The 26,387-nt window shown below is 68.5% G+C and carries 25 protein-coding genes and 1 tRNA gene; 18 read left to right on the top strand and 8 right to left on the bottom strand.

Annotated elements, in window-relative coordinates; all coding sequences use genetic code 11:
- Nucleotide 1 precedes the first annotated feature (1 nt).
- The gene (aceE, locus tag AC0HS0_RS17530; protein ID WP_472965428.1) at nt 2–2,728 is read right to left on the bottom strand and encodes a pyruvate dehydrogenase (acetyl-transferring), homodimeric type; all 2,727 of its coding nucleotides are present in this window, start codon (nt 2,726–2,728) and stop codon (nt 2–4) included.
- Nucleotides 2,729–2,953: 225 nt separating this feature from the next.
- Between aceE and AC0HS0_RS17525 the strand changes: the two genes are divergently transcribed.
- The 7 genes from AC0HS0_RS17525 to AC0HS0_RS17495 all read left to right on the top strand — a co-directional run bounded on the left by AC0HS0_RS17525 (nt 2,954) and on the right by AC0HS0_RS17495 (nt 7,242).
- Nucleotides 2,954–3,424 (top strand): peroxiredoxin, encoded by a 471-nt coding sequence (locus tag AC0HS0_RS17525; protein WP_472965427.1) that lies wholly within the window; start codon nt 2,954–2,956, stop codon nt 3,422–3,424.
- Nucleotides 3,425–3,468: 44 nt separating this feature from the next.
- Nucleotides 3,469–3,541 (top strand) — tRNA-Val (locus AC0HS0_RS17520).
- Nucleotides 3,542–3,583: 42 nt separating this feature from the next.
- Nucleotides 3,584–4,336, top strand: coding sequence for a phosphatidylethanolamine N-methyltransferase family domain-containing protein (locus AC0HS0_RS17515; RefSeq protein ID WP_472965426.1), 753 nt, complete (start codon nt 3,584–3,586; stop codon nt 4,334–4,336).
- A 66-nt stretch (nt 4,337–4,402) separates the two neighbouring features.
- A complete protein-coding gene (locus tag AC0HS0_RS17510) occupies nt 4,403–5,470 on the top strand; it encodes a hypothetical protein (protein WP_472965425.1) in 1,068 nt (355 codons plus the stop codon).
- Nucleotides 5,471–5,578: 108 nt separating this feature from the next.
- Nucleotides 5,579–6,187, top strand: coding sequence for a universal stress protein (locus AC0HS0_RS17505; RefSeq protein ID WP_472965424.1), 609 nt, complete (start codon nt 5,579–5,581; stop codon nt 6,185–6,187).
- A gap of 77 nt (nt 6,188–6,264) precedes the next feature.
- Nucleotides 6,265–6,687 (top strand): VOC family protein, encoded by a 423-nt coding sequence (locus AC0HS0_RS17500; protein WP_472965423.1) that lies wholly within the window; start codon nt 6,265–6,267, stop codon nt 6,685–6,687.
- 33 nt (nt 6,688–6,720) lie between these two features.
- Complete coding sequence (locus AC0HS0_RS17495) at nt 6,721–7,242, top strand: universal stress protein (protein ID WP_472965422.1); 522 nt, start codon at nt 6,721–6,723, stop codon at nt 7,240–7,242.
- A gap of 40 nt (nt 7,243–7,282) precedes the next feature.
- Here AC0HS0_RS17495 and AC0HS0_RS17490 read toward each other — a convergent pair whose 3' ends face one another.
- Nucleotides 7,283–7,846, bottom strand: a complete 564-nt coding sequence (locus AC0HS0_RS17490; RefSeq protein WP_472965421.1) for a M23 family metallopeptidase — start codon at nt 7,844–7,846, stop codon at nt 7,283–7,285.
- Between the two features lie 270 nt (nt 7,847–8,116).
- On the opposite strand from AC0HS0_RS17490, the gene AC0HS0_RS17485 reads away from it, so the two are divergent.
- Genes AC0HS0_RS17485 through AC0HS0_RS17475 form a run of 3 tightly spaced genes read left to right on the top strand, consistent with a single transcriptional unit; the run spans nt 8,117 to nt 10,932 of the window.
- Nucleotides 8,117–8,962 (top strand): class II glutamine amidotransferase, encoded by an 846-nt coding sequence (locus AC0HS0_RS17485; protein WP_472965420.1) that lies wholly within the window; start codon nt 8,117–8,119, stop codon nt 8,960–8,962.
- A 9-nt stretch (nt 8,963–8,971) separates the two neighbouring features.
- On the top strand, nt 8,972–10,345 hold the full coding sequence (locus tag AC0HS0_RS17480) for a sodium/glutamate symporter (RefSeq protein WP_472965419.1): 1,374 nt from the start codon (nt 8,972–8,974) through the stop codon (nt 10,343–10,345).
- Nucleotides 10,346–10,392: 47 nt separating this feature from the next.
- Complete coding sequence (locus AC0HS0_RS17475; protein WP_472965418.1) at nt 10,393–10,932, top strand: AAA family ATPase; 540 nt, start codon at nt 10,393–10,395, stop codon at nt 10,930–10,932.
- A gap of 26 nt (nt 10,933–10,958) precedes the next feature.
- Here AC0HS0_RS17475 and AC0HS0_RS17470 read toward each other — a convergent pair whose 3' ends face one another.
- Nucleotides 10,959–13,190, bottom strand: a complete 2,232-nt coding sequence (locus tag AC0HS0_RS17470) for a Nal1-like putative serine protease (RefSeq protein WP_472965417.1) — start codon at nt 13,188–13,190, stop codon at nt 10,959–10,961.
- Between the two features lie 221 nt (nt 13,191–13,411).
- Here AC0HS0_RS17470 and AC0HS0_RS17465 point away from each other — a divergent pair, with 221 nt between their 5' ends.
- On the top strand, nt 13,412–13,834 hold the full coding sequence (locus AC0HS0_RS17465; RefSeq protein WP_472965416.1) for a hypothetical protein: 423 nt from the start codon (nt 13,412–13,414) through the stop codon (nt 13,832–13,834).
- A 34-nt stretch (nt 13,835–13,868) separates the two neighbouring features.
- On the opposite strand, the gene AC0HS0_RS17460 is transcribed toward AC0HS0_RS17465, so the two are convergent.
- Entirely contained in the window at nt 13,869–14,609 is a 741-nt protein-coding gene (locus tag AC0HS0_RS17460) for an MBL fold metallo-hydrolase (RefSeq protein ID WP_472965415.1), read from the bottom strand.
- A gap of 39 nt (nt 14,610–14,648) precedes the next feature.
- On the opposite strand from AC0HS0_RS17460, the gene AC0HS0_RS17455 reads away from it, so the two are divergent.
- Both AC0HS0_RS17455 and AC0HS0_RS17450 read left to right on the top strand, forming a co-directional pair.
- Nucleotides 14,649–15,212, top strand: coding sequence for a TetR/AcrR family transcriptional regulator (locus AC0HS0_RS17455; RefSeq protein WP_472965414.1), 564 nt, complete (start codon nt 14,649–14,651; stop codon nt 15,210–15,212).
- Between the two features lie 48 nt (nt 15,213–15,260).
- Nucleotides 15,261–15,908 carry a septum formation family protein gene (locus tag AC0HS0_RS17450; protein WP_472965413.1) on the top strand — a complete coding sequence of 216 codons (648 nt, stop codon included), beginning with the start codon at nt 15,261–15,263 and terminating at the stop codon, nt 15,906–15,908.
- Nucleotides 15,909–15,914: 6 nt separating this feature from the next.
- Here AC0HS0_RS17450 and AC0HS0_RS17445 read toward each other — a convergent pair whose 3' ends face one another.
- Nucleotides 15,915–18,311: an ATP-binding cassette domain-containing protein gene (locus AC0HS0_RS17445; protein ID WP_472965412.1), complete on the bottom strand. Its 2,397-nt coding sequence runs from the start codon at nt 18,309–18,311 to the stop codon at nt 15,915–15,917.
- Nucleotides 18,312–18,491: 180 nt separating this feature from the next.
- Here AC0HS0_RS17445 and AC0HS0_RS17440 point away from each other — a divergent pair, with 180 nt between their 5' ends.
- The gene (locus AC0HS0_RS17440; RefSeq protein WP_472965411.1) at nt 18,492–19,124 is read left to right on the top strand and encodes an HdeD family acid-resistance protein; all 633 of its coding nucleotides are present in this window, start codon (nt 18,492–18,494) and stop codon (nt 19,122–19,124) included.
- On the opposite strand, the gene AC0HS0_RS17435 is transcribed toward AC0HS0_RS17440, so the two are convergent.
- A complete protein-coding gene (locus AC0HS0_RS17435) occupies nt 19,121–21,118 on the bottom strand; it encodes a S9 family peptidase (protein WP_472965410.1) in 1,998 nt (665 codons plus the stop codon). The two genes, AC0HS0_RS17440 and AC0HS0_RS17435, sit on opposite strands and share 4 nt — an antisense overlap.
- Nucleotides 21,115–21,903 (bottom strand): SDR family oxidoreductase, encoded by a 789-nt coding sequence (locus AC0HS0_RS17430; RefSeq protein WP_472965409.1) that lies wholly within the window; start codon nt 21,901–21,903, stop codon nt 21,115–21,117. Before AC0HS0_RS17430 ends, AC0HS0_RS17435 begins: the two co-directional genes overlap by 4 nt.
- A 128-nt stretch (nt 21,904–22,031) precedes the next feature.
- On the opposite strand from AC0HS0_RS17430, the gene AC0HS0_RS17425 reads away from it, so the two are divergent.
- The 4 genes from AC0HS0_RS17425 to AC0HS0_RS17410 all read left to right on the top strand — a co-directional run bounded on the left by AC0HS0_RS17425 (nt 22,032) and on the right by AC0HS0_RS17410 (nt 24,728).
- Entirely contained in the window at nt 22,032–22,532 is a 501-nt protein-coding gene (locus tag AC0HS0_RS17425) for an NfeD family protein (protein WP_472965408.1), read from the top strand.
- The gene (locus AC0HS0_RS17420) at nt 22,529–23,494 is read left to right on the top strand and encodes an SPFH domain-containing protein (protein ID WP_472965407.1); all 966 of its coding nucleotides are present in this window, start codon (nt 22,529–22,531) and stop codon (nt 23,492–23,494) included. The genes AC0HS0_RS17425 and AC0HS0_RS17420 overlap by 4 nt, the downstream gene beginning before the upstream one ends.
- Nucleotides 23,491–24,240, top strand: coding sequence for a glycerophosphodiester phosphodiesterase family protein (locus AC0HS0_RS17415; protein WP_472965406.1), 750 nt, complete (start codon nt 23,491–23,493; stop codon nt 24,238–24,240). Before AC0HS0_RS17420 ends, AC0HS0_RS17415 begins: the two co-directional genes overlap by 4 nt.
- 116 nt (nt 24,241–24,356) lie before the next feature.
- Nucleotides 24,357–24,728 carry an RNA polymerase-binding protein RbpA gene (locus tag AC0HS0_RS17410; protein WP_055916293.1) on the top strand — a complete coding sequence of 124 codons (372 nt, stop codon included), beginning with the start codon at nt 24,357–24,359 and terminating at the stop codon, nt 24,726–24,728.
- Nucleotides 24,729–24,752: 24 nt separating this feature from the next.
- On the opposite strand, the gene lnt is transcribed toward AC0HS0_RS17410, so the two are convergent.
- Nucleotides 24,753–26,339 carry an apolipoprotein N-acyltransferase gene (gene lnt / locus AC0HS0_RS17405; protein ID WP_472965405.1) on the bottom strand — a complete coding sequence of 529 codons (1,587 nt, stop codon included), beginning with the start codon at nt 26,337–26,339 and terminating at the stop codon, nt 24,753–24,755.
- Between the last annotated feature and the right edge of the window lie 48 nt (nt 26,340–26,387).

The following is a 26,387-nucleotide window of genomic DNA, read 5'->3' as shown; positions in this document are numbered from 1 at the left end:
TCTAGGACTCGCCGCCCGCGGTGCCGGTGGTGCCGGCGTTCACGTCGTGCAGCAGGTACTTCTCGATCGCCCAGGCCGGGGCGTTCGGGTCGACCTTGCCCTGGGCCGCGAGCAGCTCCAGGGTGCGGACGACCATCGACGGGCCGTCGATCTTGAAGAACCGGCGCGCAGCGGCGCGCGTGTCCGAGAAGCCGAAGTCGTCGGCGCCGAGCGTGGCGTACTCGCCCGGGACGAACTGACGGATCTGGTCGGGAACGGCGTGCATGTAGTCGGTCACGGCGACGAACGGGCCCTCGGCGCCCTGCAGCTTGCGGGTGACGTACGGCACCTGCTTCTCCTGCTGCGGGTAGAGAAAGTTGTGCTCCTCCGCCTTGAGGCCGTCGCGGCGCAACTCGCCCCACGAGGTGACGCTCCAGACATCGGCCGACACGCCCCAGTCCTGCGCGAGCAGGTGCTGCGCCTCGAGCGCCCACGGCACCGAGACGCCCGACGCGAGCAGCTGTGCCTTGGGGCCCTCGCCCTCGCCGTCGCGGAGCTTGTAGATGCCGCGGACGATGCCGTCCACGTCCACGCCCTCCGGCTCGGCGGGCTGGACGATCGGCTCGTTGTAGACCGTCAGGTAGTACATGACGTTCGGCTCGGGATGGCTGTCGCCGTACATCCTCTCGAGGCCGGAGCGCACGATGTGCCCGATCTCGTAACCGTAGGCCGGGTCGTACGAGACGACGGCCGGGTTGGTGTTCGACAGCACGAGCGAGTGGCCGTCGGCGTGCTGCAGGCCCTCGCCGGTGAGCGTGGTGCGGCCGGCGGTCGCGCCGATCATGAAACCGCGCGCCATCTGGTCGCCGGCAGCCCACATGGCGTCGCCGGTGCGCTGGAAGCCGAACATCGAGTAGAAGACGTAGACCGGGATGAGCGGCTCGCCCTGGGTCGAATACGACGTTCCCACGTTGGTGAACGCAGCGAGTGCGCCCGCCTCGTTGATGCCGACGTGGATGATCTGGCCCTGCGGGCTCTCCTTGTAGGCCAGGAGGAGCTCGCGGTCGACCGACGTGTAGTGCTGGCCGTTCGGGTTGTAGATCTTCGCGTTCGGGAAGAACGCGTCCATACCGAAGGTGCGGGCCTCGTCCGGGATGATCGGGACGATGCGGTGTCCGAAGTCCTTCGCGCGCAGGAGGTCTTTCAGCAGGCGGACGAACGCCATGGTGGTGGCGATCTCCTGTGTGCCGGAGCCCTTCTTGGCGATGGCGTACGCCGAGTCGTCCGGGAGGGTCAGCTGCGTGTACTTGACGCGGCGCTCCGGCACGTAGCCGCCGAGCGCGCGACGGCGCTCGTGCAGGTACTCGATCGCCTCGTCTTGCGGCCCGGGGTTGTAGTACGGGGGCAGGTAGGGGTTCTCCTCGAGCTGGGCGTCGCTGATCGGGATGCGCATCGCGTCGCGGAACGTCTTGAGGTTGTCCAGCGTCATCTTCTTCATCTGGTGGGTCGCGTTGCGGCCCTCGAACGACGGACCGAGGCCGTAGCCCTTGATGGTCTTCGCGATGATGACGGTCGGCTGGCCCTTGTGCTCCACGGCCGCCTTGAAGGCCGCGTAGACCTTGCGGTAGTCGTGGCCGCCGCGCTTGAGGTTCCAGACCTCGTCGTCGCTGTAGTCCTTGACCAGCTCGAGCGTGCGCGGGTCGCGGCCGAAGAAGTTCTCGCGCACATAGGCGCCGTTCTCGGTCTTGTAGGTCTGGTAGTCGCCGTCGGGCGTCTGGTTCATCAGGTTGACCAGCGCGCCGTCATCGTCGCGGGCGAGCAGGTCGTCCCACTCGCGGCCCCAGATGACCTTGATGACGTTCCAGCCGGCGCCGCGGAAGTAGCTCTCCAGCTCCTGGATGATCTTGCCGTTGCCGCGCACCGGGCCGTCGAGGCGCTGGAGGTTCGCGTTGATGACGAAGGTGAGGTTGTCGAGCTTCTCGTTGGCCGCGACCTGCAGCTGACCGCGCGACTCGACCTCGTCCATCTCGCCGTCGCCGAGGAACGCCCAGACGTGCTGGTCGGAGGCGTCCTTGATGCCGCGGTTGGTGAGGTACTTGTTGAGCTGCGCCTGGTAGATGGCGTTGATCGGGCCGAGACCCATCGACACCGTCGGGAACTGCCAGAAGTCGGGCATGAGCCGCGGGTGCGGGTACGACGAGAGGCCACCGCCCGCGTGCGACTTCTCCTGCCGGAAGCCGTCGAGCTGGTCGGCGCTGAGCCGGCCCTCGAGGAACGCGCGGGCGTAGGTGCCGGGGGAGGCGTGGCCCTGGATGAAGATCTGGTCGCCGCCACCCGGGTGGTCCTGGCCGCGGAAGAAGTGGTTGAAGCCGACCTCGTACAGTGCGGCGCTCGACGCGTAGGTCGAGATGTGGCCGCCGACCGCGATGCCGGGGCGCTGCGCGCGGTGTACGAGGATGGCCGCGTTCCAGCGGATCCACGCCCGGTAGCGGCGCTCGATCTCCTCGTCGCCGGGGAATTCCGGCTCGTTCTCGGGGGAGATGGTGTTGATGTAGTCGGTGGTCGGCACCATCGGCACGCCGAGGTGCAGCTCCTTCGAGCGCTTCAGCAGGCTCAGCATGATCTCGCGAGCGCGCTCATGGCCGTGTGCCGCAACCAGTGCATCGAGGGATTCACGCCATTCGGCGGTCTCCTCGGGGTCCGAGTCGATGTTATTCATCGAATACGGGTCCTGGTCGTTTACAGTCACCCTCGACCTCTTTCTTGTGTCGGACGGATCGTGGAAGGCGCGCATCCGCGGGTCGGGTCACGACATGTTGCGGGCACCATCGTTCAGCCTAGCCGCAAGTCGAGGCACCCGGTGACAGGGAGGGAGTCCCGGCCGTGGTTGGAGCGCGCCGCGACCGGGTCTATGCTGTGTCCTCGTGCGCCGACGGGAGAAACCGTCCCCGTCGCGTTGAAAGGACACCGTCTCATGGCTCTGGAGAACGACACCCAGGCACCCGATTTCGAACTGCTCGACCAGCACGGCCGATCGGTGAGGCTCAGCGACTTCCGCGGCTCGAAGGCCGTCGCCCTCGTCTTCTTCCCACTCGCGTTCTCGGGCACCTGCACGGGCGAGCTGTGCGCGCTGCGCGACAACCTGGCGATGTTCCAGGACCACCGGGTGGAGCTGCTCGCCATCTCGGTCGACTCCAAGTACACCCTGCGCGCGTGGGCCGAGCAGGAGGGCTACGACTTCAGCCTCCTCGCCGACTTCTGGCCGCACGGTGAGACCGCCAAGGAGTACGGCGTCTTCCTCCCCGAGAAGGGCTTCGCGAACCGCGCGACCTTCCTCATCGACGAGTCGGGCATCATCCGCGCCTCCTTCATCACGGCGCCGGGGGAGGCCCGCTCGATCGAGGCCTACCGCGCCGCACTCGAATTGCTTCCCGCGCACGTCTGACCGACCGGTCGTCGCATGGCCCACCCGCTAGGGTGGAGTCGCACGGGCCTTTAGCTCAGCTGGTAGAGCGCCACGTTTACACCGTGGATGTCGTCGGTTCGATCCCGGCAGGGCCCACCTCACTTCGCCGACACCTCGCGTCGCACTAGACTCCCGCACATGCCGGAGGGTGGTTACTGGTGGTTCGTGGGCGCCGAGTTCGTCCTGGCCGCCGTGACCTTCGTCGCGCTGCAGTTCATCGTGGCCCCGTACGGCGGTCGGCACGGCCGATCCGGCTGGGGGCCGACGGTTCCCGCGCGGGTCGGCTGGATCGTCATGGAGGTGCCGGCGAGCCTGGCGTTCCTGGCCTTCTATCTGCTCGGCTCGCACCGCGCCGACGTCGTGCCGCTTCTCTTCCTGCTGCTCTGGCAGGCGCACTACGTGCAGCGCGCCTTCGTCTACCCGCTCCTCATGCGCTCGGGCTCGCGAATGCCGGTTCTGGTGATGCTGCTCGCGATCGGGTTCAATCTGCTCAACGCGTGGGTCAATGCGCGCTGGATCTCGGAATACGGCGACTATCCGACGAGCTGGCTCGCCGATCCTCGGTTCTGGGTCGGCGTGGCCGTGTTCGTGGCCGGCTATGCGGTCAATCTGGGCTCCGACCGCATTCTGCGCGCGCTGCGGCGCACGGGTTCCGGGTACCGCATCCCATTCGGCGGCGGATTCCGCTTCGTCTCCAGTCCCAACTACCTCGGCGAGATCACCGAGTGGTTCGGCTGGGCGCTCGCGACCTGGTCGCTCGCCGGATTGGCGTTCGCCCTCTACACGACCGCGAACCTGGCGCCGCGGGCGATGGCGAATCACCGTTGGTATCACCAGACGTTCCCCGACTACCCGGCCGATCGCCGGGCGCTCATCCCGTTCGTCCTGTGAGACGCGCCTCGACCTGCGTGTTGTCGGCGGCCGCTCGTACGGTAGGCAGGTGAACGGCGGGCCGAGGTGACGGAGAGCGTCGCCCAGTGGTGGGCGCGGCGCCAGTGGTCGAAGGCGCAGTCCGTGCCATACGCCGTCGGCACTTACCGGGCCGACTGGCAACGCTATCCCGCGCTCGTGCGGCAGTTCCATCCCGAACTGAACGCCGGGATCGTCCTCAGCCAGATCCCGCCCGCCGCCGACGTCTACGTGCAATGGGAGTGCGACGCCGGACATCGCTTCATCGCCACGCCGCAGGAGCAGCGCTCGCGACCGGGCGGCACGCGTCGGCGCTCGGCGTGGTGCCCGTGGTGCGCCGAGCTCGCCGTCCCGCGGCGCATCCGTGCGCCTGAGCCCGACGCGGGGCTCCACCTGTGCGGCCATGCCCGCGATCCGCGGCGCATCGAGAGTGACCCCGACGACGACCGCTGCTACCTGTGCCGGCGCCTCGACCGCACCTCGATGAGCCGGGAGGAGCTGGTCGCGCTGGCGACGCCCGCCTCGCGCGCTGCGCTCTCGCGCGAGAACGGCACGGCCACCCGCTACTCGTGGCAGTGCCCGGAAGGCCATCCCGCCTATACGGCCACCGTCGAGCGCATCCTGGGCGGCCGCCGCTGCCCGGTGTGCCGCAACGCCCGCGGGGGAGCCGCCCGCGTCGCCGTCGGCGAGGCGTTCCGGAGCGAGCGGGCTCCGCGGCCGGCCTCGGCCGCAGAGCCCGAGCTGCGTCGGCGGATCGCCGAGCGGCTCGCCGTCGACCTCGATTGCAATGCGGTGCGGGTGGCGAGGCCGTTCTATGACCAGCTCGAGGTCTGGCCCGACATCGTCGTCCCCGAGCTGCGGGTCGCGGTCGAATACGACACGATCGGTCGGCACGGTCTGGAGCACGTCGGCCCGAGGGAGGCCTCCGATCGCCGCAAAGACCGGCTGCTGCGCGCCGTCGGCTGGGAGGTCGTCCGCGTGCGCTGCCGCCCGTTGCAGTCGCTCGGCCCCTACGACATCGAGGCGTCGAGTGTCACGGACGCGGTCGTCGACCGCATTCTGTCCGCGATGGGGGAGATCAGGGGTGATCTGATCGTGGACGCTTACCGCCGCTGACCCACGCGACGCCACCGCGCGCCAGAGACCGGTGCTCTGCGCGGTCTACTGTTTCCGCATCGAACCCGGGCGTCGCCGCCGACGCCTGCACGACCTCCAGGAGGCCCTGTGTCCCAGCCCCGTCCCGCTGAGCCCAACGGTGACCGCGATTCGTCCAGCGACGCGGCGCACGGCACGCACCCGCCGCTGCCCGACACCGGGCCCGTGATCGTCGGAGTCCATCTCGGCCAGCCGGTCGACGTCCTCCTGCACGGCGCGCGGCTCGCCGTCGAGCTCGGGCGAGACCTCGTCTGCGCCTATGTCGCAGCCGACATCGTGTCGACGGGGTGGGATCGGCCGGAGCACTTCGAGGTGTCGGCGGACTTCGAGGACGGCTCGTCCGAGGTCGACCTGGCGGCCGATCTGATCACCGCGATCCGCGGCGCCCTCGACGCCATCGAGCCGCGCCCGCAGTGGCGGATCCGCGTCCTCTCGGGCGATGTCGCCGACGAGCTCGCCCAGCTCGCGCAGGAGACCGAGGCCCGCCTCATCGTCGTCGGCGGCAGGAGGCGGGGCTTCGATCGCATGCTCGACCACTTCACGAGCGGTTCGGTCTCCGCCCGGCTTGCGCACGATCAGCTCCGTCCGCTGCTGGTCATCCCCGACCCTGGTCACCACCGCGGGCCCGACCGCGGCCTCCTGGACCTCCCGGTCGCTCAGACCGGGTACGCGGGCTGACTCTCCCGCAGGCGCGGCCCGCTCGGTAGCCTGTGGGGGAGCGGCGCGTTCCGCGTCCGCACGAAGGAGATCCCACGATGGCATCGATCCTCAATCCGTACATCAACTTCCGTTCGCAGGCCAGGGAGGCGATGGACTTCTACCAGTCGGTCTTCGGCGGCACCCTCCAGCAGAGCACGTTCGCGGAGTTCGGTATGAGCCAGGACCCCTCGGACGCCGACCTCATCATGCACTCCCAGCTCACGACCGACGCAGGGTTCACGTTGATGGCGGCGGACGTTCCCGCTCACATGGAGCTGAAGGAGGGTACGCAGATCTCGGTCTCGCTGAGCGGCGACGACGAGGCGCAACTGTCGGGCTACTACGAGAAACTCGTCGACGGAGGTACGGTCCTCGAGCCGCTCTCCAAGGCCCCGTGGGGCGACAGCTTCGGCATGCTGGTCGACCGGTTCGGCGTGCAGTGGCTCGTGAACATCGCCGGTTCCGAACCGCCGGCCTGAGGCCGGGACGAGACCGGGCGCGGTCCGACGACGATGAGCGATGAGTCGACGCGCGGTGCCGTGATCGTCGGCGTGCACCCGGACCAGTCCGCCGCGGTGGTCCGGGAGGCTGCGCGGCTCTCCGCAGCGCTCGACCGCCCGCTGGTGTGCGCGTATGTCACCGAGGACAGTTACCTGACCGAATGGGACCGGGCCGACGTGCGCGAGGCCGCATCGTTGCATCCCGTCGATGTGGCTTCCGAAGAGGAGAACATCGCGCTCGAGCTCGCGGGCGCCATCGGCGCGGCGCTCGGGTCGGCTGGCGACGACGGGCGGCAGTCTCTGTGGATCCTGCGCATCCTCGCCGGCGACCCGGGAAAGGCCCTCGGCAGGCTGGCGGTGGAGCTCGACGCCCGCCTCCTCGTGGTCGGAACGCGGGGGAGGGGCGTGGAGCGCGCGCTCGAGGAGTGGCTCGGCGGGTCGGTCGCTGCTCACCTCGCTCACGATCAGGAGCGCCCGGTGGTCATCGTGCCCACGCACGACACGACGGACGACCGACTCGCGCCGCCGCGGTGACGTGGTGACGCGGTGACGCGACGGTTCCGTCGCACCGGCCTCAGGCCGACAGGGCCTCGAGCCAGGCCATTGGGTCGATCGGCGCGCCGCCACCGGGACGGACTTCGAAGTGCAGGTGCGCTCCCGTCGAGACCCCCGTGCTGCCGACCGCAGCGATCGCATCGCCGACCACGACGTTCTGGCCGGGTGTCACGCGAACCGAGCCCTCGGCGAGGTGGCAGTATCGCGTCGTGACCTGCTGGCCGCGCGCGACATGGTCGATGGCGATGTTCACGCCGCAGCCGCCGCGGTCGTGCGTCACCACGCTACTGACGATTCCGGAGGCCGCGGTGCGTACCGTGGCGCCCTGCCGGGCGGCGAAGTCGACACCGGGGTGCTCCGTCGACGCGCCCGCGGTCGGCGCCTCCCGGTGCCCGAACCCGTCCGAGACGGACGCGCCCGCCACCGGCCAGACGACGGCCGGCGGGACGACGACGCCCCAGTGGTCGCGCGCGACGCCGAACACCGACAGGTCGCCGTCATCGTCGACCGCGAGTTGCTGCGCGACGGCCGTCGACACGTTCGCTGTCGCGTCGGTGTGCCGCACTGCGGAAGCCGGAGTCACGGAGACCGTCAGGGTCGAGGTGGCTGCAAGTCCGAGAACGAGCCCGGTAGCGATGAGCATGTGAGCGGATGGCGTGAATCGGAGCACGGGGTGAGCCTCGTTTCAGAGTAGTCAGCGCGAGAAAGACGGAACGGGTATTCCGCACTTCAAGTTTGACATATTACTTTGAGCGAATGCTGAACGAACGACCGCGGCGGCCATTCCCAGGGGAGTGGTCGGCGGGTTATGGTGCTCGCGGATCGAGCCGCTCGGTCCGGAGAGGTGGACGTCATGTGTCGATGGCTCGCATACTCGGGGGAGGCTCTCAAGCCTGCCGTCCTGATCCTGGACGCTCAGCATTCGCTCGTCGCGCAGTCCCTGAACTCGCCGCTGGGGGCGGAGACCGTGAACGGCGACGGCTTCGGGTTCGGCTGGTATCCCGAAGGTTCGACGGCGGGGAGTGTTCCCGCGCTGTTCCACTCGATCGAGCCGGCCTGGCACGACGAGAACCTGCGCGAGCTGACCAACTCGATCGCCAGCCCGCTGTTCTTCGGCCACGTGCGGGCAGCAGGCGGGCCGCCGATCCAGCAGACCAACTGCCATCCGTTCCGCTACGAGAACTGGATGTTCATGCACAACGGCTTCCTCGACGGCTTCACCCAGATGAAGCGAGACCTGGCGTTCTCTGTCGACGAGTCGTTGTACCCGCTGATCCACGGAACCACCGACTCGGAGGTGTTCTTCTACCTGGCGCTCACCCTCGGCCTCCAGGAGGACCCGATCGCGGCGATGGGCAAGGCGGTGCGCCGGGTGGAGGAGGTCGGCAAGGCCAAAGGGATCCGCTTCCCGATGCAGGGCACCCTGGCGCTGTCCGACGGCGAGACGCTGTGGGCGTTCCGCTACTCGACCGCTCGCCGCAGCCGGAGTCTGTACCACTCGGTCGCGATTCCCGAGCTCCGCGAGATGTATCCGGACGCCGCACGGCTGGAGGTGTTCGGCGACAAGGCGAAGGTGGTGGTGTCGGAGCCGCTCAACGACCTCCCCGGGGCGTTCGTCGAGGTGGAGGAGTCCACGGTCGCGATCCTGAACGACGACGGCTATCACCACGAGGCGTTCCTGGCCTCAGACGACGATTGAGGGTGACGATTGACGACGGGTGACTTCTCGGGCGCCCAGTGGGTCGCACTGTCGTTCGTGTTCCTCGGCATCGTGCTCCTGGTGGGGACGCTCGTCCGCCGCTACACGGGTCTGCTGCGCACGCTGTACATCCCGGTCAGCGTCATCGCGGGTTTCCTGATCCTGCTGCTCGGGCCCCAGGTGCTCGGTGCGCTGACCGGGACCTCCGGTGTCATGCCGCCGCCGATCGCCGACGTGCTCTCGCGCCTGCCCGGCCTGATGATCAACATCGTCTTCGCCGGGGTCATGCTCGGCAAGCGGCTTCCGTCGGTGCGGACGTTCTGGCGGGAGTCGGCGCCGCACTTCATCCTCGGCAGCGTGTTCTCGTTCGGGCAGTTCGCGCTGGGTGCGCTCGCGGTGGCGTTCCTCCTGAAGCCGTTCTTCGGCCTCCCGGATGCCGCGGGCTCCATCCTGGAGCTGTCGTTCGCCGGCGGTCACGGCACGATAGCGGGCATGGGGGAGATCCTGCACAGTGCCGGCGCGTCCGAGGTGGTGGACATCGGGCTCGGCCTGGCGACCATCAGCATGATCACGGGCGTCGTGGGCGGCTCCATCCTCGTCAACTACGCCATCCGCAGCCCCCGGATCGCGGTCGCCCGGACGTCACGCGTGCACCCGGCCACGGACGCCGAGCATTTCGTCGCGCCGAACAGCGGCGACACGGATCCGGCGGACATCGGCCTCGGCTCGATCAGCAGAAGCTTCGGGGCGATCGCTCTCGCCATCGCTCTGGGGCTGCTCATCCTCGAGTTGCTGCGCTTCGGGGCGAACGCGCTCGGGTCGGACCTCTTCGATGACTTCCCACTGTTTCCGTTCACGGTCATCGGCGGATTCGTCGTGCAGCTGCTGCTCACCGCCGCGCGCAAGGAGGAGCTCGTCGAACGACGCACGGTGAACGACATCACGACGCTCGCCCTCGACATCCTGATCGCCGCCGCCATCGGCACCATGTCGCTGGCGGCGCTCGGGGCGAACATCCCGAGCCTCGTCATCCTCACCGCGATCGCCTTCGCGTGGAGTGTGGTCGGGATGCTGTGGCTGGGTCCGCGCATCCATCGCGTCGACTGGTTCGAGCACGCCATCGCCGATTACGGGCAGTCGCAGGGGAACGTGGCGACGGGCTTCGTCCTCGCCGACATGGCAGATCCGGCCCGCGCAACAGCCGCCGCGCGTGCCTACGGCTATAAGCAGCTCACCTACGAGCCGATCCTGGGTGGAGGAATCCTCACGGCTCTCAGCGTGCCGATCATCCTGCAGATCGGTTCGGTATGGTTCGGACTGGCGAGCCTGGCCATCACGGTGGGCCTGATCCTGTGGGGCGTGCTGAGGATGCGGAAGGCGTGACCCGTTCGCTCTGAGCGTCGGCGCCGAGGAAGAGGGAGCGGAGGGGGATGGACAGCGTCTTCATCAACGGAACGGTCGGCGCGGGCAAGTCGACGCTCGCCGACGCGTTGAGCGCCGCCGAGCCGCTTGCGCACGCGGTGATCGACCTCGACGAGATCCGGCGGCTGAGCCCGTCGCCGGCGGGGGACCGCTTCAACCACGAACTCGAGCTGCGGAACCTCCGCAGCCTGGCGACCAACTATCGGGAGGCCGGGGCGCGGCGGTTCATTCTCGCTGGAGTCATCGAGGACCCGCTCGAGATCGCGCGCTACACCGAGGCACTGGACTCGACGGGAATGCTCGTCTGCCGGTTGACGGTACGTCCGGACGTCGCGGAGTCACGGCTCCGAGCCCGCCATCGCGGCGACCCGGAGAGCCTGGACTGGCATCTCGCGCGCGTTGGCGAGCTCTCGACGATCCTCGACGGCTTCGATGCGCATGACCTCGTGCTCGACGCGTCGACGACCTCGCCGACGGACCTCGCCCGGGCGGTTCGCAAGGCGGCCGGCTGGGAGAGCGGCGCGGCCACCGAGAGGATTCCTCTCTGACCGACGGCAGCGAGGACGCCCCGAACTCACTGCACGAGGACCGCGCCGATGCTGTCGAGATCGAGCGAGGGGACGAACGTCGGGTCCTCGTAGAGATGCTGGAGGACGTCGGGTGCGATGGCGGCGAGCTGTGCGGAGGCGATCGCTTTGCCGCCTCCCGCGTTCCACGCGCTCTGCCAGATCTGCGCGAGGGTGAGCGCGCCGTCGACCAGCAGCGCGATCGTCTGCGGGCCGAACTGCGACCAGAGGGCGTCCGTCACGGTCACGGACGAGTCGCCCGGCTTCGTGGCGACGGCCGCGTACGCGTTGACCAGCGTGAGCGGATCGACGGCTTTCGCCGAGCGGTCCATGAGCTGCACCACAGCGACCGCGGCCTCCGCGCCGGAGCGGACATCGGCGGCCGGCTTGCCCGTCTTCACGGCGTCGGTGATCCCGGCCACGATCTCGACATCGTGGCGGTCGATCATCGTGGACTCGTACGCCGAGTGCACCCCCTGGCCGGTGCCGTCGGCGAGCCCGTCCGCCATGAAGGATCCATGCAACGGCTGGCAGGCGTCGCCGACGTAGTGGGCGACGAGTCCTGCCGCGGCGACGTAGGCCCCGACGTCCTTCGCCGTCACAGCGGCCACCATCGCGTCGTAGAACTGCCAGACCCGGAACGGCAGGAGGCCGCGCTTGTCCGACTCGGTGTGCCCGAGCTGCGTGTAGTAGTCCTGCCAGACGGGCACCGCGACGTTCACCGGATCCTGGATGCACCGCTCACGCAGTGTCGTACCGTTCAGCGGTTCGTCGATGTCGGCGAAGTGGGTGGGATGCTCCGGCCCGGTGCGGAACGCCGTGTCGCGGCCGCCCTTCACGGCGCTCGGCAGGTTCTTCCAGATCAGGTCGGGTACGTCGGCGAGGGGGACCAGCCCCCCGTTCTTCTTGGCCGCGATGGTGGCCTTGTCGATCGCCGTATGGCCGAGACCTGCGATGCTGAAGCTCACGCGGTCCATGTTCGCCGTCATCAGCTTCGCGAGTTTCGCCGGCGTCACCTCCTCGCAGGCGAAGGAGGCGATCGTGTAGTGGCCGGTCTTCCCCCAATAGGGCTGGGGCCCGGTGTTGTAGTCGACGACCAACTCGACATCCAGCAGGCGGAGCACATTGGTGAGGTTGGTCGCCAGAGCGAAGTCGAAATTGTCGCCCGTCGCGGCGAGGAAGCTCTGGCCGCCCCACTGCACGGCGATCGGGCGCAGAGGGGCCTCGTCGGCCTGTTCGAGGTACCACACCGTCCCGGAGTCGCCCGGCCGGGAGTTCTGCTCTCCGGGGAGCGGCGCGATCAGGAAGTCTGTGACGTCGTCGTACCCGCCGATGCTGCGATACCGGTAGAAGAGCGCGGCGATGCGGCCGCGGAGCTCTCCGGAGGCCGCCCCGAAGGCGCGGACCTGCGCGCCGATGAGCCGCACGCCGATGTTGAGCTCGTTGAGGTCGGCGAGACCACCTGCGCGGGGGAGTCCGTAGCCCTGCGACGTCCACTCGGTGACGTCGTTCACCTCCACCAGCGCGGCGTCGAGAGTCAGGAAGGTCCGTCGCCCGGAGAATTCCGGGTATACCTCGGCGAAGGGCTTGCGCGTGAGCTGCCGGGCGCTGGAATGTCCGACCTCCGTCATCGCGCCCTGGAGGATGCTCGAGACCGGGCTGCCCGCTGGGCCGGCCACATGCCGGCTGGTCAGCGCGAACACGGTGTGCCCGTCGGTGACGAGCGTGCCCGCGCTCGCCACGTTCTGCACGCCTTGCGTCGTGCTCACGAGCGGGAAACCGCCGCCGACGCGGGATCTCGGCCAGGTGCGCGGCGGGAGAAGGGAGTCGTCCGGCGCTGATCTGGTCACCTTGACCACGCAGACGGGGACCGTGCGGCCGTCCGGCAGGTAGAGCGTCTTCGGGACGAGGTCCTCCGGCGACTGCTGATCGGCGGCCGGGCCGAACTGGTCGGCGGCGACCCAATCGTCCACGAGCACGAGGATGCACGGCCACGAGTAGTCGCGCACCTCGGAGTTCTCGAATGTGCGTTCGGCGGCACCGGTCGCCCGCGGCCGCCGTTTCGTGGGAGTCCTGTCGTCACTCGGCCATGGGTCGCTCTTGCGGATGAGGTAGAGCCCGAGCGCCGTCCCGACGACGTTCTTCTTGTTCAGCAGGTGCCAGTGGTAGAGGTCGCGTGCTTCGATCAGGTCCGCGATCGACAGGCTCGCGTAGTTCCGATCGGTTCCCAAAACGTCCATTTCGCCCCCGAATCGACGGTCGTGGTGCTCGGTCGGGGCCAGGATAGACCGGTCGGTCGAGCAAAGGGAACGGTTCGACGCCTCATCTGTGCTGCACGCTACTGGGGGAGGTGATTATCCGCTTTTGAACAACTGACGCGGCACGATCCGCAGGTTTGCACTGGTCCACGTGGTGTCGGCTGGAAAAGGCTGCTGATCCTGCCCCGGCGTACGATTCAGTCGTGAGCGAGCTTGAGCCACAGAAGAACCGCATTCTGCGCAACTTCCGGAAGAAGGCGGTCGTACCGCGGCACATCCCGAGCGAGGTCGTCCCGGTGCCGTTCGAGGAGATGGAGAACTTCGTTCGCGACGCACTCCGAGGGACCAGCCTGCGGGATCCGTTCGCGCAGATAATTGGTGGCTACGCGTTCTTCGCGCCGCAGCTTCGATTCGTTCCCGTAGATGCTGGGCACACGCGAGTGGAGTTCGACGCAGTCGGACGTGTCGGCGGTGCCGAGACGCTGCTGTACACCCGACGGCTGGGTGAAATCGACCGCTTCTTCGTCGCGCTCCGGGACGAGTTGGATCGGCGCGAGCACCGGCGCCGTCCGCCGAATGGAGACCAGGCGATTGACGACGGATGGCAAGACGCCGACTCTAACTGACATAATGTGCATTATCAGCGAAAAGCCAAACGCCTCAGGTTTTCGATCTGCTCCTCTTGTGTCGCTTCTCGGCCTCTCGATATGCCGTGATGAGCGCAGGGGCACCCTGCGTCCACACCGGCCCGTGGCCCGGGATCACGAAGTCGACGTCGAGGCCGGTCAGCTGCTCCAACGAGACCGACGATTCCGCCTGTTCGTCCGTGAACGGCGCGGGCTGCGGTCCCGTCTCGCCGGTCAGCACGCTCCGCGTGGTGAGCTCGTCGCCGACGAACACGGCCCGCACCACAGGAACGTGAATGGCGACGCTCCCGGGTGAATGGCCCGGCATCCCGATGATGACAGGCGCGCCGGGCAACTCGAGGACGTCACCGTCCGAGACAGCTACGACCTCCTTGACGGCGGGCATCCGCACGCCGCCCTTGCGGATCGCGTACGCGAAGAATCCGACCACTGGCCAGAGCTTGCGGGGATCCTTCGGCGGCGACGGCGGCTTCTCCCCCATCGCCCGCGCTGCGTCGGCGGCGCCCACGTAGACCGGGATCCCCAGCTCCGCTCTCAGTCGCTCGGCGAAGCCGGTGTGATCGCTGTCGCCGTGCGTGAGCACGATTCCCTTGATGTCGGAGAGCGGCCGGCCCATGCGGGCCAGCTCCTTCTTGAGGTCGTTGTAGTGGCCCGGGAGCCCCGTGTCGATGAGGGTCATCCCGTCGTCGGTCACGACGAGATGGACGGCGATGATGTCATTGCCGATGCGGCGAAGACCGGGTGCGAGTTCCATGATGGCTATGATAGTTAGCCATCGAGAGGAGATGCAAGCATGCCCACCCCCGAGAAGACCTCGCGAGCGGCGATCGTGGCCGCAGGACGCCGCCTCATCGAGCACAGCGGACTGGACGGCCTCACCATGCAGGCCGTCGCACAGAGCGTCGGCGTCCGTGCCCCGTCGCTGTACAAGCGGGTCCGCGATCGCCGCGAACTGCTCGCGCTCGTCGTAGCGGCCACGCTCGAAGATCTGACCGATCGCCTCACGGCGACGGCGGCCGAACCCGACTCCACCCGACAACTCCTGGCACAGGCCGATGCTCTTCGCAGATTCGCTCACGACCATCCGGTGGGCTTCGGCCTCGTTTTCGCCGCCCATGGCACACCGCGGCCGGAGCCTGCGGCGGTGGCACGCAGCGCCGCGCCTCTGCTCGACGCCGTGACGGCGCTCACCGGCCCCGAGAATGCCCTGGCCGGTGCGCGTCTCGTCACGGCGTGGGCGAACGGGTTCATCACCATGGAGCTCGGTGGGTTGTTCGGTCTCGGTGGAGACGTCGACCGCGCCTGGCGCTGGGGCCTCGAGCGGATCGTCGCGTCGCTCACGATCATCGAACCATGACCGACGCAGCGGTGCGGCCTCCGACGCGCACGATCGTAGGATGAAGCGGTGAGACTCAGTCGGTCGCGTAACACCGAGCCACCGGCTGCCGGCACGTCCGACGGCCTGTCGCGGCGGGGCTGGATCGTCCTGGTGGCGATCACGGCCTCCGTGCTGGTGGCTTTCGCGGGGGCTGCAGCGCTCGCTCTCGCGCCACCATCGAGCCACGCACGCGCGGTCGCATCGTCGGCGCCGTCCTCGCAGAACGCTGCCCCGCACCTGAACCCGGCGCCCGCTCCCCTGGACCTTCCCGCCCGTTCGACCCCCACGCCGCCGACGGCAACGATGCCGTTCCGACCGGTGGGCACGCTCACGGCAGGCGATTGTCTGCAGACCTACGCCTCGAAGACCGCCGACGCGTACCCGGTGATCGACTGCGCGTCTCCGCATATCGCCCAACTGCTTTCGAAGGGCGAGCTCCCCCAGTCGTCCGGCGCGACGTTCCCGGGCAAGGACGCGCTCGACGCACAGGTCGGCGACCTCTGCGAGCAGCATCTCGACTGGGACTGGGTCGCTGTCTGGAATGAGGACGTGCAGATCGACCTGCGCTACGCCGACACCTCCGCGTCGTGGGCCTCCGGAGACCGGATGTACTACTGCTTCGTCTACACGTATTCCCGCCACGAACTGACCGGGAGCGCTGTCGCTTCCGGCTGACGCACATCAGGCTCCGACGTACTCTGCCAGGTGCTGACCGGTGAGCGTCGACCGCGCCGCGACGAGCTCTGCGGGCGTGCCCTCGAACACGATGCGGCCCCCATCGTGCCCGGCTCCGGGGCCGAGGTCCACGATCCAGTCGGCGTGCGCCATCACGGCCTGATGGTGCTCGATGACGATGACCGACTTGCCGGAGTCGACCAGGCGGTCCAGGAGGCCGAGCAGCTGCTCGACATCGGCCAGATGCAGGCCCGTGGTCGGCTCGTCGAGCACGTAGACGCCACCCTTCTCTGCCATGTGCGTCGCGAGCTTGAGCCGCTGGCGCTCACCTCCCGACAGCGTCGTGAGCGGCTGGCCGATGGTCAGATAGCCGAGACCGACGTCGGCGAGGCGCTGCAGGATGGCATGAGCTGCGGGGAGGCGGCTCTCGCCACTCGCGAAGAACGCCTCAGCTTCGTCGACCGGCAGCGCGAGGACCTCGCTGATGTCGAGTCCGCCGAACCGGTACTCCAGCACTGATGCGTCGAAGCGCTTGCCTTCGCACACCTCGCAGACGGTGGAGACGCCGGCCATCACGCCCAGATCGGTGTAGATGACGCCGGCGCCGTTGCAGTTCGGGCAGGCGCCCTCCGAGTTCGCGCTGAAGAGTGCCGGCTTCACGCCGTTCGCCTTCGCGAACGCCTTGCGAATCGGCTCCAGCAGTCCCGTATAGGTCGCCGGGTTGCTGCGCCGCGAGCCGCGGATGGCCGCTTGGTCGATGGAGACGACGCCGTCGCGCGTGCCGACCGAGCCGTGGATGAGCGAGCTCTTGCCGGAACCCGCCACACCCGTGATGACCACCAGGACACCCAACGGGATGTCCACGTCGACGTCCCGGAGGTTGTGCTCGCCGGCTCCTCGGACCTCCAGCACCCCCGTCCGCGCGCGCACGGCGTGCTTGACCGACGCACGGTCGTCGAGGTGCCGCCCGGTGAGCGTGCCGCTCCCACGCAAACCTTCGATCGTGCCCTCGTAGACGATCTCTCCCCCGGCCGTACCCGCTCGCGGCCCGAGGTCGACGACGTGGTCGGCGATCGCGATCATCTCCGGCTTGTGCTCGACCACGAGCACGGTGTTGCCCTTGTCGCGCAGCTGCACGAGCAGCTCGTTCATCCGCTGCATGTCGTGCGGGTGCAGTCCGACCGACGGCTCGTCGAAGACGTACGTGATGTCGGTCAGCGACGACCCCAGATGCCGGATCATCTTGGTGCGCTGGGCCTCCCCGCCCGACAACGTGCCGGAAGGCCGGTCGAGCGAGAGGTAACCGAGACCGATGTCGACGAAGGAGTCGAGCGTGCTCTGAAGGTTCGCGAGCAGCGGGGCGACCGTCGGCTCGTCGAGCCGCCGGACCCATTCGGCGAGGTCGCTGAGCTGCATCGCGCACACGTCGGCGATGCTCACGCCGCCGATCAGCGACGAACGCGCTCCTTCGTTGAGCCGGGTTCCGTGGCACTCGGGACACGGGGCGAAGGTCACCGCGCGCTCGACGAACGCCCGGATGTGCGGCTGCATCGCGTCGACGTCCTTGGACAGCATCGACTTCTGCACCCGCGGGACGAGGCCCTCGTAGGTGAGGTTGATGCCGTTGATCTTCACTTTCAGCGGCTCTTTGTAGAGGAAGTCGTGGAGCTCGGTCTCGGAGTAATCGCGGATCGGCTTGTCCGGATCGAAGAAGCCCGACTCGCTGAACATGCGCACAGACCAGCCGTCGGCGGTGTAGCCAGGCACCGTGATCGCCCCTCCGCTCAACGACTTGGTCTTGTCGTACAGCTGAGTGAGGTCGATCTCGGAGGCCGTGCCCATGCCCTCGCAGCGCGGGCACATTCCGCCGGTCTGCTCGAAGGTGCGCCGGACCGTGGAGCCCTCTTTGCCCTCGATCGTGATGGCCCCGCTCCCCCGCACCGTCGGGATGTTGAACGAGAAGGCCTGCGGCGAGCCGATGTGAGGCTGCCCGAGCCTGCTGAAGAGGATGCGCAGCATCGCGTTCGCGTCGGTGACGGTGCCGACGGTCGACCGCGCGTTGGCGCCCATCCGCTCTTGATCCACGAGGATCGCCGTCGTGAGACCCTCGAGTACGTCGACGTCGGGACGCGCGAGCGATGGCATGAAGCCCTGTACGAACGCACTGTACGTCTCGTTGATGAGCCGCTGCGACTCGGCGGCGATGGTACCGAAGACGAGGGAGCTCTTGCCCGAGCCGGACACGCCCGTGAACACCGTCAGTCGACGCTTCGGGAGGTCGACGCTGACGTCTTTGAGGTTGTTCTCGCGCGCGCCGCGCACCCTGATGACGTCGTGGGCGTCCGCCGCTTCGCCGCCCGACCCGACGGTCGCCGAAGTGGTCGCTGGGGTAGCCGTTGTCATTCGTGTGCTCCGTCCGCTGGGTCTCCACCTCGATCTAACCAGGTGCCCCCGACCCCGCGCGTGCTCCCCCGAGCGCGGCCGAATCGCGAAATGAGGTCTGATGTTCACAGCGCGTTTTCAGTATTGTGTGCATAACGGCCCCGGAACGCCGTGGCCGCAGACTCTGAAAGGGTGTGCGCGATGTCCTCCACCGATCCACTGCAGTCCGCCGTCCACGATTTCTCCCTCGACGCGTCGGAGATGACGCGCTCGGCGATCAACGGCATCCGCGCCGTGTTCGGGATCAGCGGCGCCGTCGCGGTCATCCTCGGCGTCGTCCTGCTCTTCTGGCCGGCCAAGACCATCGCCGTGCTCGCCGTCTTCCTCGGCATCTACTTCGTGATCTCCGGGATCATGCGCCTCGGTGTCGGGATCTTCGCCCGCGGAATCGGAGGCGGCATCCGGACGCTCAACATCATCCTGGGCGTCCTGCTCGTTCTCGCCGGCATCGTGGCTCTCAAGAACGTGTCGACCGCCGCCACCGTGCTCGTCATCTTCGCGCTGGCGTTCATCGGCGTCGGCTGGATCATCGAAGGCATCATGGCGCTGGTGGAGTCCGGACGCGCCGCATCGTCCGGCTGGGCGATCGCCTACGGCATCCTCAGCATCATCGCCGGACTCGTGGTGCTCTTCCTGCCGGCGTCGTCAGCGGCCTTCCTCATCCTCTTCGCGGCGATCGCGTTGATCGTGCTCGGGATCATCGGGATCGTCCGCGCATTCACCTTCGGCCGCGATGCGCTGAAGGCGACCACCGCCGCTCCGGCGGCCGCCTAGCGCCGGCCGCCCCGCACCGGAAGGTGGCGCTGCCACCAGTCGAGGATGATCTCGAAGCGTTCGCGGCGGTGCCGGGGGCGGCCGCCCCTACTGAGCTCGTGGTCCTCACCCGGGAAGATCACGAGCTCGGCCTCCACCCCGTTACGCTTCAGAGCGGCGTAGTAGCGCTCCGCCTGGCCGAGCGGGCATCGGAGGTCGTTGGCCGAATGCAGGACGAGCGTGGGCGTGGCGACGCGGTCGACGACGGCCTGCGGGCTCTGGGAGGCGATCAGGGCAGGGTCGGTCCCCGTGTACTCGTCGCTGAAGAAGCTGCCGATGTCACTCGTGCCCATGAATGCAGCCGGATCGAGGAAGCCGCGCTCCACGATCGCAGCGGCGAAGCGGTGGTCGTGCGCGATCGTCCACGCGGTGAGGTATCCGCCGTAGGAGCCCCCCATGACGCCGACGCGCTCGGCGTCGAGGCCAGACACCTCGGCGCAGGCGCCGTCGAGGAAGTCGAGGACGTCGTCGAGGTCGACCGTCCCCATCCGCTGCCGGATGCTGCGGCCGTGCTCCTGCCCGTACCCCGCCGATCCGCGTGGATTGCACATCACGACCGCGTAGCCTGCGGCCGCGTACACCTGAGCCTCGTCGAACAGTGCTCCGGTGTAGGCCGCGAACGGGCCGCCGTGGATGTTGAGCAGCACTGGATGCGGCCCGGCGCCCCGCGGGGCGACGACCCAGCCGTGGATCGGATAGCCGTCGCGTCCCTCCACCGTGAGCTCGCGCGGGGCGATGATGCCCGCCCTGCGCAGGTCGTGCGAGAAGTCCGTCAGCGTGCGCACACCTTCGTCGTCGATCACCGCCGCATCGCCCGCCGTGTCGGCGTTCGCGATGCTGGCCACGACGGTGTCGCCCGCCGTGCCGACCCCGTTGACGACGGTCGCGTCGTCGGTGAGGCGTCGGGCGGAACCGTCCGCGCCGATCTCCGTCAGCACCAGGGCCCCGCGGCGCCGGTCGGTCACGAGCGCGCTGTCGTCCCGGAACGCGACGATCTCCGACTCGGTGAGGTCCACCGTCTCCGGATCCGTCAGCCGCCGTGGGGCGGAGCCGGGGCGATCGATCACGTAGAGCGCGGTGTTCCTGGCGACGAAGTCCCGGCCGCTCTCGCCCACGTCCTGCGCGGTGAAGTAGAGAGCGCCGTTCAGCCCGAACGACACCGCGACGATCGAGAAGCTGCCGTGCTCCCCCGTCACGTCGACGGGGTCGCCACTGCCGTCGAGCGCGACGAGGAAGAGGTTCGAGCGCAGGTCGTGGTCGCGGCTGTCGTGGCGTGCCGAGACGAAAGCGAGTGTGGCGCCGTCCGGCGAGAACGCGATGGTCGTGTCGTCCCAGTCGCCCGAGGTGAGCGCTCGAGGTGCGGCGAGCGTCGGCGCGGGCGCGACCGAGCCGTCCGGCTCCGCGATGGGCGTGATCGCAGGTTCGGCCCAGACATCGGGGACCGGCACGACATAGACATGTGCGCGGCGGTCTGTGATGTAGCCGAGCCCGTTCTGCTGATATTTCACCGTGTCGATGCGGCGGGGGCGCTCCGCGTCGGGAGCGATGCCCTCCACCGTTCCGTAGCGTCCCTGTTCCGGATCGCGGCTCACGAAGGCCAGCGTGCGGCCGTCCGGGGCCCATGCGAACTCGGTCACGCCGAGCGTGCGATCCGTGGCCGCGACGGGTTCGCCGCCTGCTGCGTCCACCACGTAGAGCTGAGGCGGCGCTTTCGGCGCCGAGCGCAGGAAGGCGATCAGGCGTCCGTCCGGCGAGAACCGCGGTGCGGTGTCGCGGAAGCCGCGCGTCAGCCGCCGCGGCGCCGCGTGACCGGAGAGCGGGATGTTCCAGAGCTGCCCCACCGAAGCGTCGGCGGCGAGCGACGGATGCGTCACCGAGACGACCGCGCGTGCGCCTCCCGGGTGCACGGTGGGCCGGGAGACGCCGTTCAGGAGGTCGAGATCGGACGGCTTCATTCAGCGACCGGCTCGAAGCTCGACACGTCCCCGACGAGGCGGGTGTGGTCGGCCGGGACGGGCTCGACGGTGGCGGCCGCCACTTCGGCCGCGAATTCGCCGACGTTGTAGAGGCGGCCCGCTGCCTCCTTGCGGGCGTCGATGGCGCCCGGGTTCAGGCGGTTGAGCAGAGTCGCCGTGATCGTCCCCTCGATCATGTCGCCGGAGACGACGACGAACTCGATGCCCTTCTCGGCGAGACCGGGGATGAGAGCACGCAGGGAGTCCTCGCCGGCCCGCTTGCTGAGGGCCACCGCCTCGTACTCGGGCATGGTCGGCGTGGTCCGGATGAAGTGAGCCTGGTGGCTGGTGACGAACACCACTCGGGAGCCGGGTCCCATCAGCGGCACGGCGGCGTTCAAGACGTTGACCTGGGCGTCGCGGTTGAGCTGCATGGCGTAGTCCTCGGCCATTCCCGACTCCATGCCCCCCGATGCGTTGAGCACCAGGATGTCGAGGCCGCCCCACGCGTCTGCCACCGACCGGAACAGTGCCGCGACCGACTCGGCGTCGGTGAGGTCGGCGCCGACGGTGATGGCCGTGCCGCCCTTCTCGCGGATGGCGTCGGCCAGCTTGACGGCGCGCGCCTCCTTGTTGCGGTAATTGATCGCGACGGACGCGCCGGCGTCGGCGAGGTACTGCACGGTGTCGGCGCCGATGCCGCGCGACGAACCGGTGACGAGGGCGCGCTTGCCGGTGAGGCTGCCGGGCTCGAGCGGGCTGGCGGACGCGGACGGGTTGGACACTTCAAACTCCTAGAGCGTTGGACGACACGGCTTTCTGAGACTACCAAGTGGGTTCCCTGCGGCCGAGCGCTGTGATGCTAGCTTCGTATTAAGTTAGGGACATAGCGAATGCTGGGAGGGGGCCGCTGATGGACATCACATCGTTCGCCTGGATCGCATGGCTGGTCCTCATCCTGATCTTCGTGATCATCGAGATGCTGACGCTCGACTTCGTCTTCCTGATGATCGCGGTGGGCAGCCTCGGCGGCCTGATCTCCGGTCTCTTCGGGGCGCCGTGGTGGCTCCAGCTCATCATCGCCGCGGCGCTGTCGATCGTGCTGCTCTTCGGCATCCGGCCGCCGCTCCTGCACAGGCTCAAGCGCGGGGGCGACCCGACCAAGAGCAATGTGGACGCTCTGATCGGGATGTCGGGGGTCGTCGTGTCGACCGTCTCCCGCACTACCGGGCTGGTCAAGCTCGCCGTCGGCGAGACGTGGACCGCGCGCCTCTCGACGGCGTCGGGCGGGCCCGTCGAGCTCGTGCCGGGCGAGCATGTCATCGTCCTGAGCATCGAAGGCGCGACAGCCGTCGTCGCCCCATCACCTGTGTCGGCGGGAGCCGACGGCCGCACCGAGAGGAGCATCCCGTGACCGATGTCACCCAGCTCGTCGTGACCATCGTGGTCTCGATCATCATCCTGGTGATCGCGATCTTCGTGCTGGTCACGTTGTTCCGTGCCATCCGGATCATCCCGCAGGCACGGGCAGGGGTGGTCGAACGGCTCGGCCGCTATCACAAGACGCTCACCCCGGGCCTGAACGTGGTCGTCCCGTTCATCGACAAGGTGCGCCCGCTCATCGACCTTCGCGAGCAGGTCGTCTCGTTCCCGCCGCAGCCGGTGATCACCGAGGACAACCTCGTGGTCTCCATCGACACGGTGGTCTACTTCCAGGTCACCGATGCGCGTGCTGCGACGTACGAGATCGCCAACTATCTCGGCGCCGTCGAGCAGCTCACCACGACGACACTGCGTAACGTGGTCGGTGGGCTCAACCTCGAGGCCGCGCTGACCAGCCGCGACAACATCAACGGCCAGCTGCGCCTGGTGCTCGACGAAGCCACCGGCAAATGGGGCATCCGAGTATCGCGCGTCGAGTTGAAGGCGATCGACCCGCCCGTGTCCATCCAGGACTCGATGGAGAAGCAGATGCGCGCCGAGCGCGACCGCCGTGCGTTGATCCTGACGGCCGAGGGCACGAAGCAATCCGAGATCCTCAATGCTGAAGGCCTGCGCCAGGCAGCGATCCTCAAGGCGGAGGGCGACGCGAAGGCGGCCGTGCTCCGCGCCGAGGGCGAGGCGAAGGCGATCACCACGGTGTTCGGGGCCATCCACGAAGGCAACCCGGACAACCTGCTTCTGGCCTACCAGTATCTGCAGACCCTGCCGAAGCTCGCCGAAGGCTCGGCGAACAAGCTCTGGGTCATCCCGAGCGAGCTCACGGAGGCCCTCAAGGGCATCGGCCAGGCGTTCGGACCGAAGGGTGCCGCAGCCGCCTCGCCGGACGGCCCCGGGATCGTGCCCGCATCGGCACAGGCCGCTCCCCCGGCGTGACGTTCCTCGACGGGCCGCGGCCGCGAATCATCGCGCACCGCGGCCTTGCGATCGACGCGCCGGAGAACACGCTCCTCGCCTTCCTCAAGGCGTTGAGCGCCGGCGCGACGCATCTGGAGACCGACGTGCACTGCTCGGCAGACGGTGTCGCGGTGATCAGCCACGACCCCGACCTCGCCCGGATCGCCGGACGCGACGTGCGCGTGGAGCAGCTCACGATGGCCGAGCTGCGGCGCATCCCGCTCAAACACGGCCAGAGCCTGGCCTCGCTCGCCGAGGCTCTCGACGCGTTCCCGGAGGCCCGATTCAACATCGACATCAAGGACGAGCGTGCCGCGGCTCCCGCCGCCGAGGCGATCGTCGCTGCGCGGGCGAGCGACCGGGTGCTCCTCACGAGCTTCTCGGCGGCGCGCCGGACGGCAGCTGCGGTCGGCCTCCCCGGGGTCGCCGTCTCGCCGTCGGTCTCGGAGTTCCTTCCGGCGCTCGTCGGCGCCAAGCTCGGCATCCGGCGTCTGACCGCACGTGCTCTGCGGCCGTTCACGGCGGTCCAGATCCCGGAGCGGCGCGGCCCAGTCCGCCTCGTGACAGCACGCACGATCCGCGCCGTGCACCGCACGGGAACCGAAGTGCACGTCTGGACGGTCGACGACGTGGCTGACATGACCCGGCTGCTCGATCTCGGCGTCGACGGCATCGTCACCAATCGCTGCGATCTCTTGAAAAACCTGGTCAGCACGCGGATCTGAGGTTCCAGCCTGTCCCGACGCTGTGAGGCCACTGAGAGTGAGGGGCTCCGTGGAAAGATAATCCCCAGCTTGTTGGTTTATAAAAGTGAGGATTCGCGCGAAGAGGAGACCACACGATGGCAGATCGCAGTTTGCGCGGAATGAGACTTGGCGCTCAGAGCTTACAAAGTGAAGAAGGCGTCGTCTACTCTCCGCGTTCCCGTTACACCTATCTGTGCCCCGACTGCGGCAAGGAGACCGAAATGGTCTTCTCCGCCGAGGCAGAGGCTCCCGATGCCTGGGAGTGCAAGCACTGCGGCCACGAGGCCCGCTTGCTGATCGACGACAAGCCGGTCGAGATCGACCACTCGGACGTCAAGACGCCGCGCAGCCACTGGGACATGCTCCTGGAGCGCCGCACCCGTGCCGAGCTCGAAGAGCTCCTCGAGGAGCGTCTGCAGTACCTGCGCGCGCGCCGCGGCACCAGCGAGCACAAGTACAGCGCCTGACGTCGCAGACCGCCTGAGCCCCTCTCACCCTCGCAGTGGGAGGGGCTTCGTGCTGTGCGGATCCGGCCGGCGGCGGCCGAGCGCGGCGACGATCAGACCGAAGATCCCGAGGCCTGCGACCAGGTACTCGATCCCCCTGCTGAGGAGCGTCGCCGGCGTGGTGGTCGTACCCAACGGGACGTCCGCCACCATGTGCCCGGGCTCGAACGGCGGGATGTCGCTGATCGTGCGGCCGTCCGGAGCGATGATCTGGCTGCTTCCGACCGTCGAGATGTTCACCAGAGCCCGGCCCGATTCGATGGCGCGCAGGCGCGCGATGGCGAGCTGCTGCTGGTTCTCGTCCGTCTCGCCGAAGTCGGCATTGTTCGTCTGGGCGAGGATGACCTGGGCGCCACCCTGCATCATGTCGGTGAGCAGCTGGTCGTCGACGATGTCGAAGCAGATCGAGATTCCGGTGCGGACGCCGTCGACGTCGAACACGTTGTCGCGCGTTCCCGGCGTGTAGTCGCGCGAGATGAGGTCGATCAGTGAAGGCGCGAACGGCCGCCAGAACGACCGGTCGGGCACGTATTCGCCGAAGGGGACCGGGTGCTTCTTGTCGTAGAAGTCGACGGCACCCGTGCCGGCCTCCCACTGCACCGACGTGTTGTAGTAGTTGCCGTCGCGGTACGTGATCGTGCCGACGATGAACGAAGCGCCGAACGTGCGGGCGAGGGCGTCGAGCGCGGCGGCGCTCGCCGGGTCGCGCGTCGGGTCGGGCAATGCCGAGCCCTCCGGCCACACCACCATTCGGACCTTTCGATCGCCGGTCACCTCACGCATCGGGATGGCCTGGGTCGCCTCGACCTGCGCGTTCAGCACGGCGTACGGCACGTTGTGCGGATCGAAGAAGCCCGCCGGCCCGTTGCCCTGCACGGCCGCGATGCGGGTCGTCCCGTGCGTCGTCGCCGGCCAGGAGGGTACGGCGAGCACGAGCGCGATCGCCCCGGCAGCCACGACGGCGCGCAGGGGCGGGCGCACATCGATGGCGAATGCCGCTTCGACGATCAACGCGACCAGCCAGACCATCACGAAGCTCACACCGGAGATGCCCAACCACGCCGTCAGCGGAGCGAACGGACTCTGCGACTGCGACTCGGCGACCCGGCCCCAGGAGAATCCGCCGTAGGGCCAGTTGCCTGTCACGTACTCCCGCAGCACCCAGAGCCCTGCGACGATCACCGGGACGAGTCCGAGCCGCCCGGAGACACGGGGCCAGGCGCGTGGCACCCAGCGGTAGGCCAGGGTGATCAGGATGCCCCCGACGCCCCAGAACAGCGCTTCGAGCGTCGACAATGCGACCCACGGCACCGGTCCGAGATAGAGGGCGGTCCACGACACGTGGACGAGGTAGAACGACTCTCCGGCCAGCCAGCCGACCAGGAACGCCGAGCCGGCGCGGCGGCCGCGCTGAGCGAGCAGCACCATCCCGATGCCGAGGAACGTGAGCGGCCACCAGTCGCGGTCGGGGAACCCGGCGTCGAGCACTGGTCCCGCTGCCAGAGCGACCAGCACTGCGAGCCACAACGGCAGCGGAGCACGCGGAAGGGAGGCGCGCAGCGATCGGGTCACGAAGGGAGAGCCTAAGGCATCCGGCTCGGCGCTCCGCTCAGGCTGACC

It is taken from the genome of Leifsonia sp. PARNA 1/14 (genome assembly GCF_055720965.1).
This window is presented reverse-complemented; position numbering and strand designations above follow the sequence as displayed.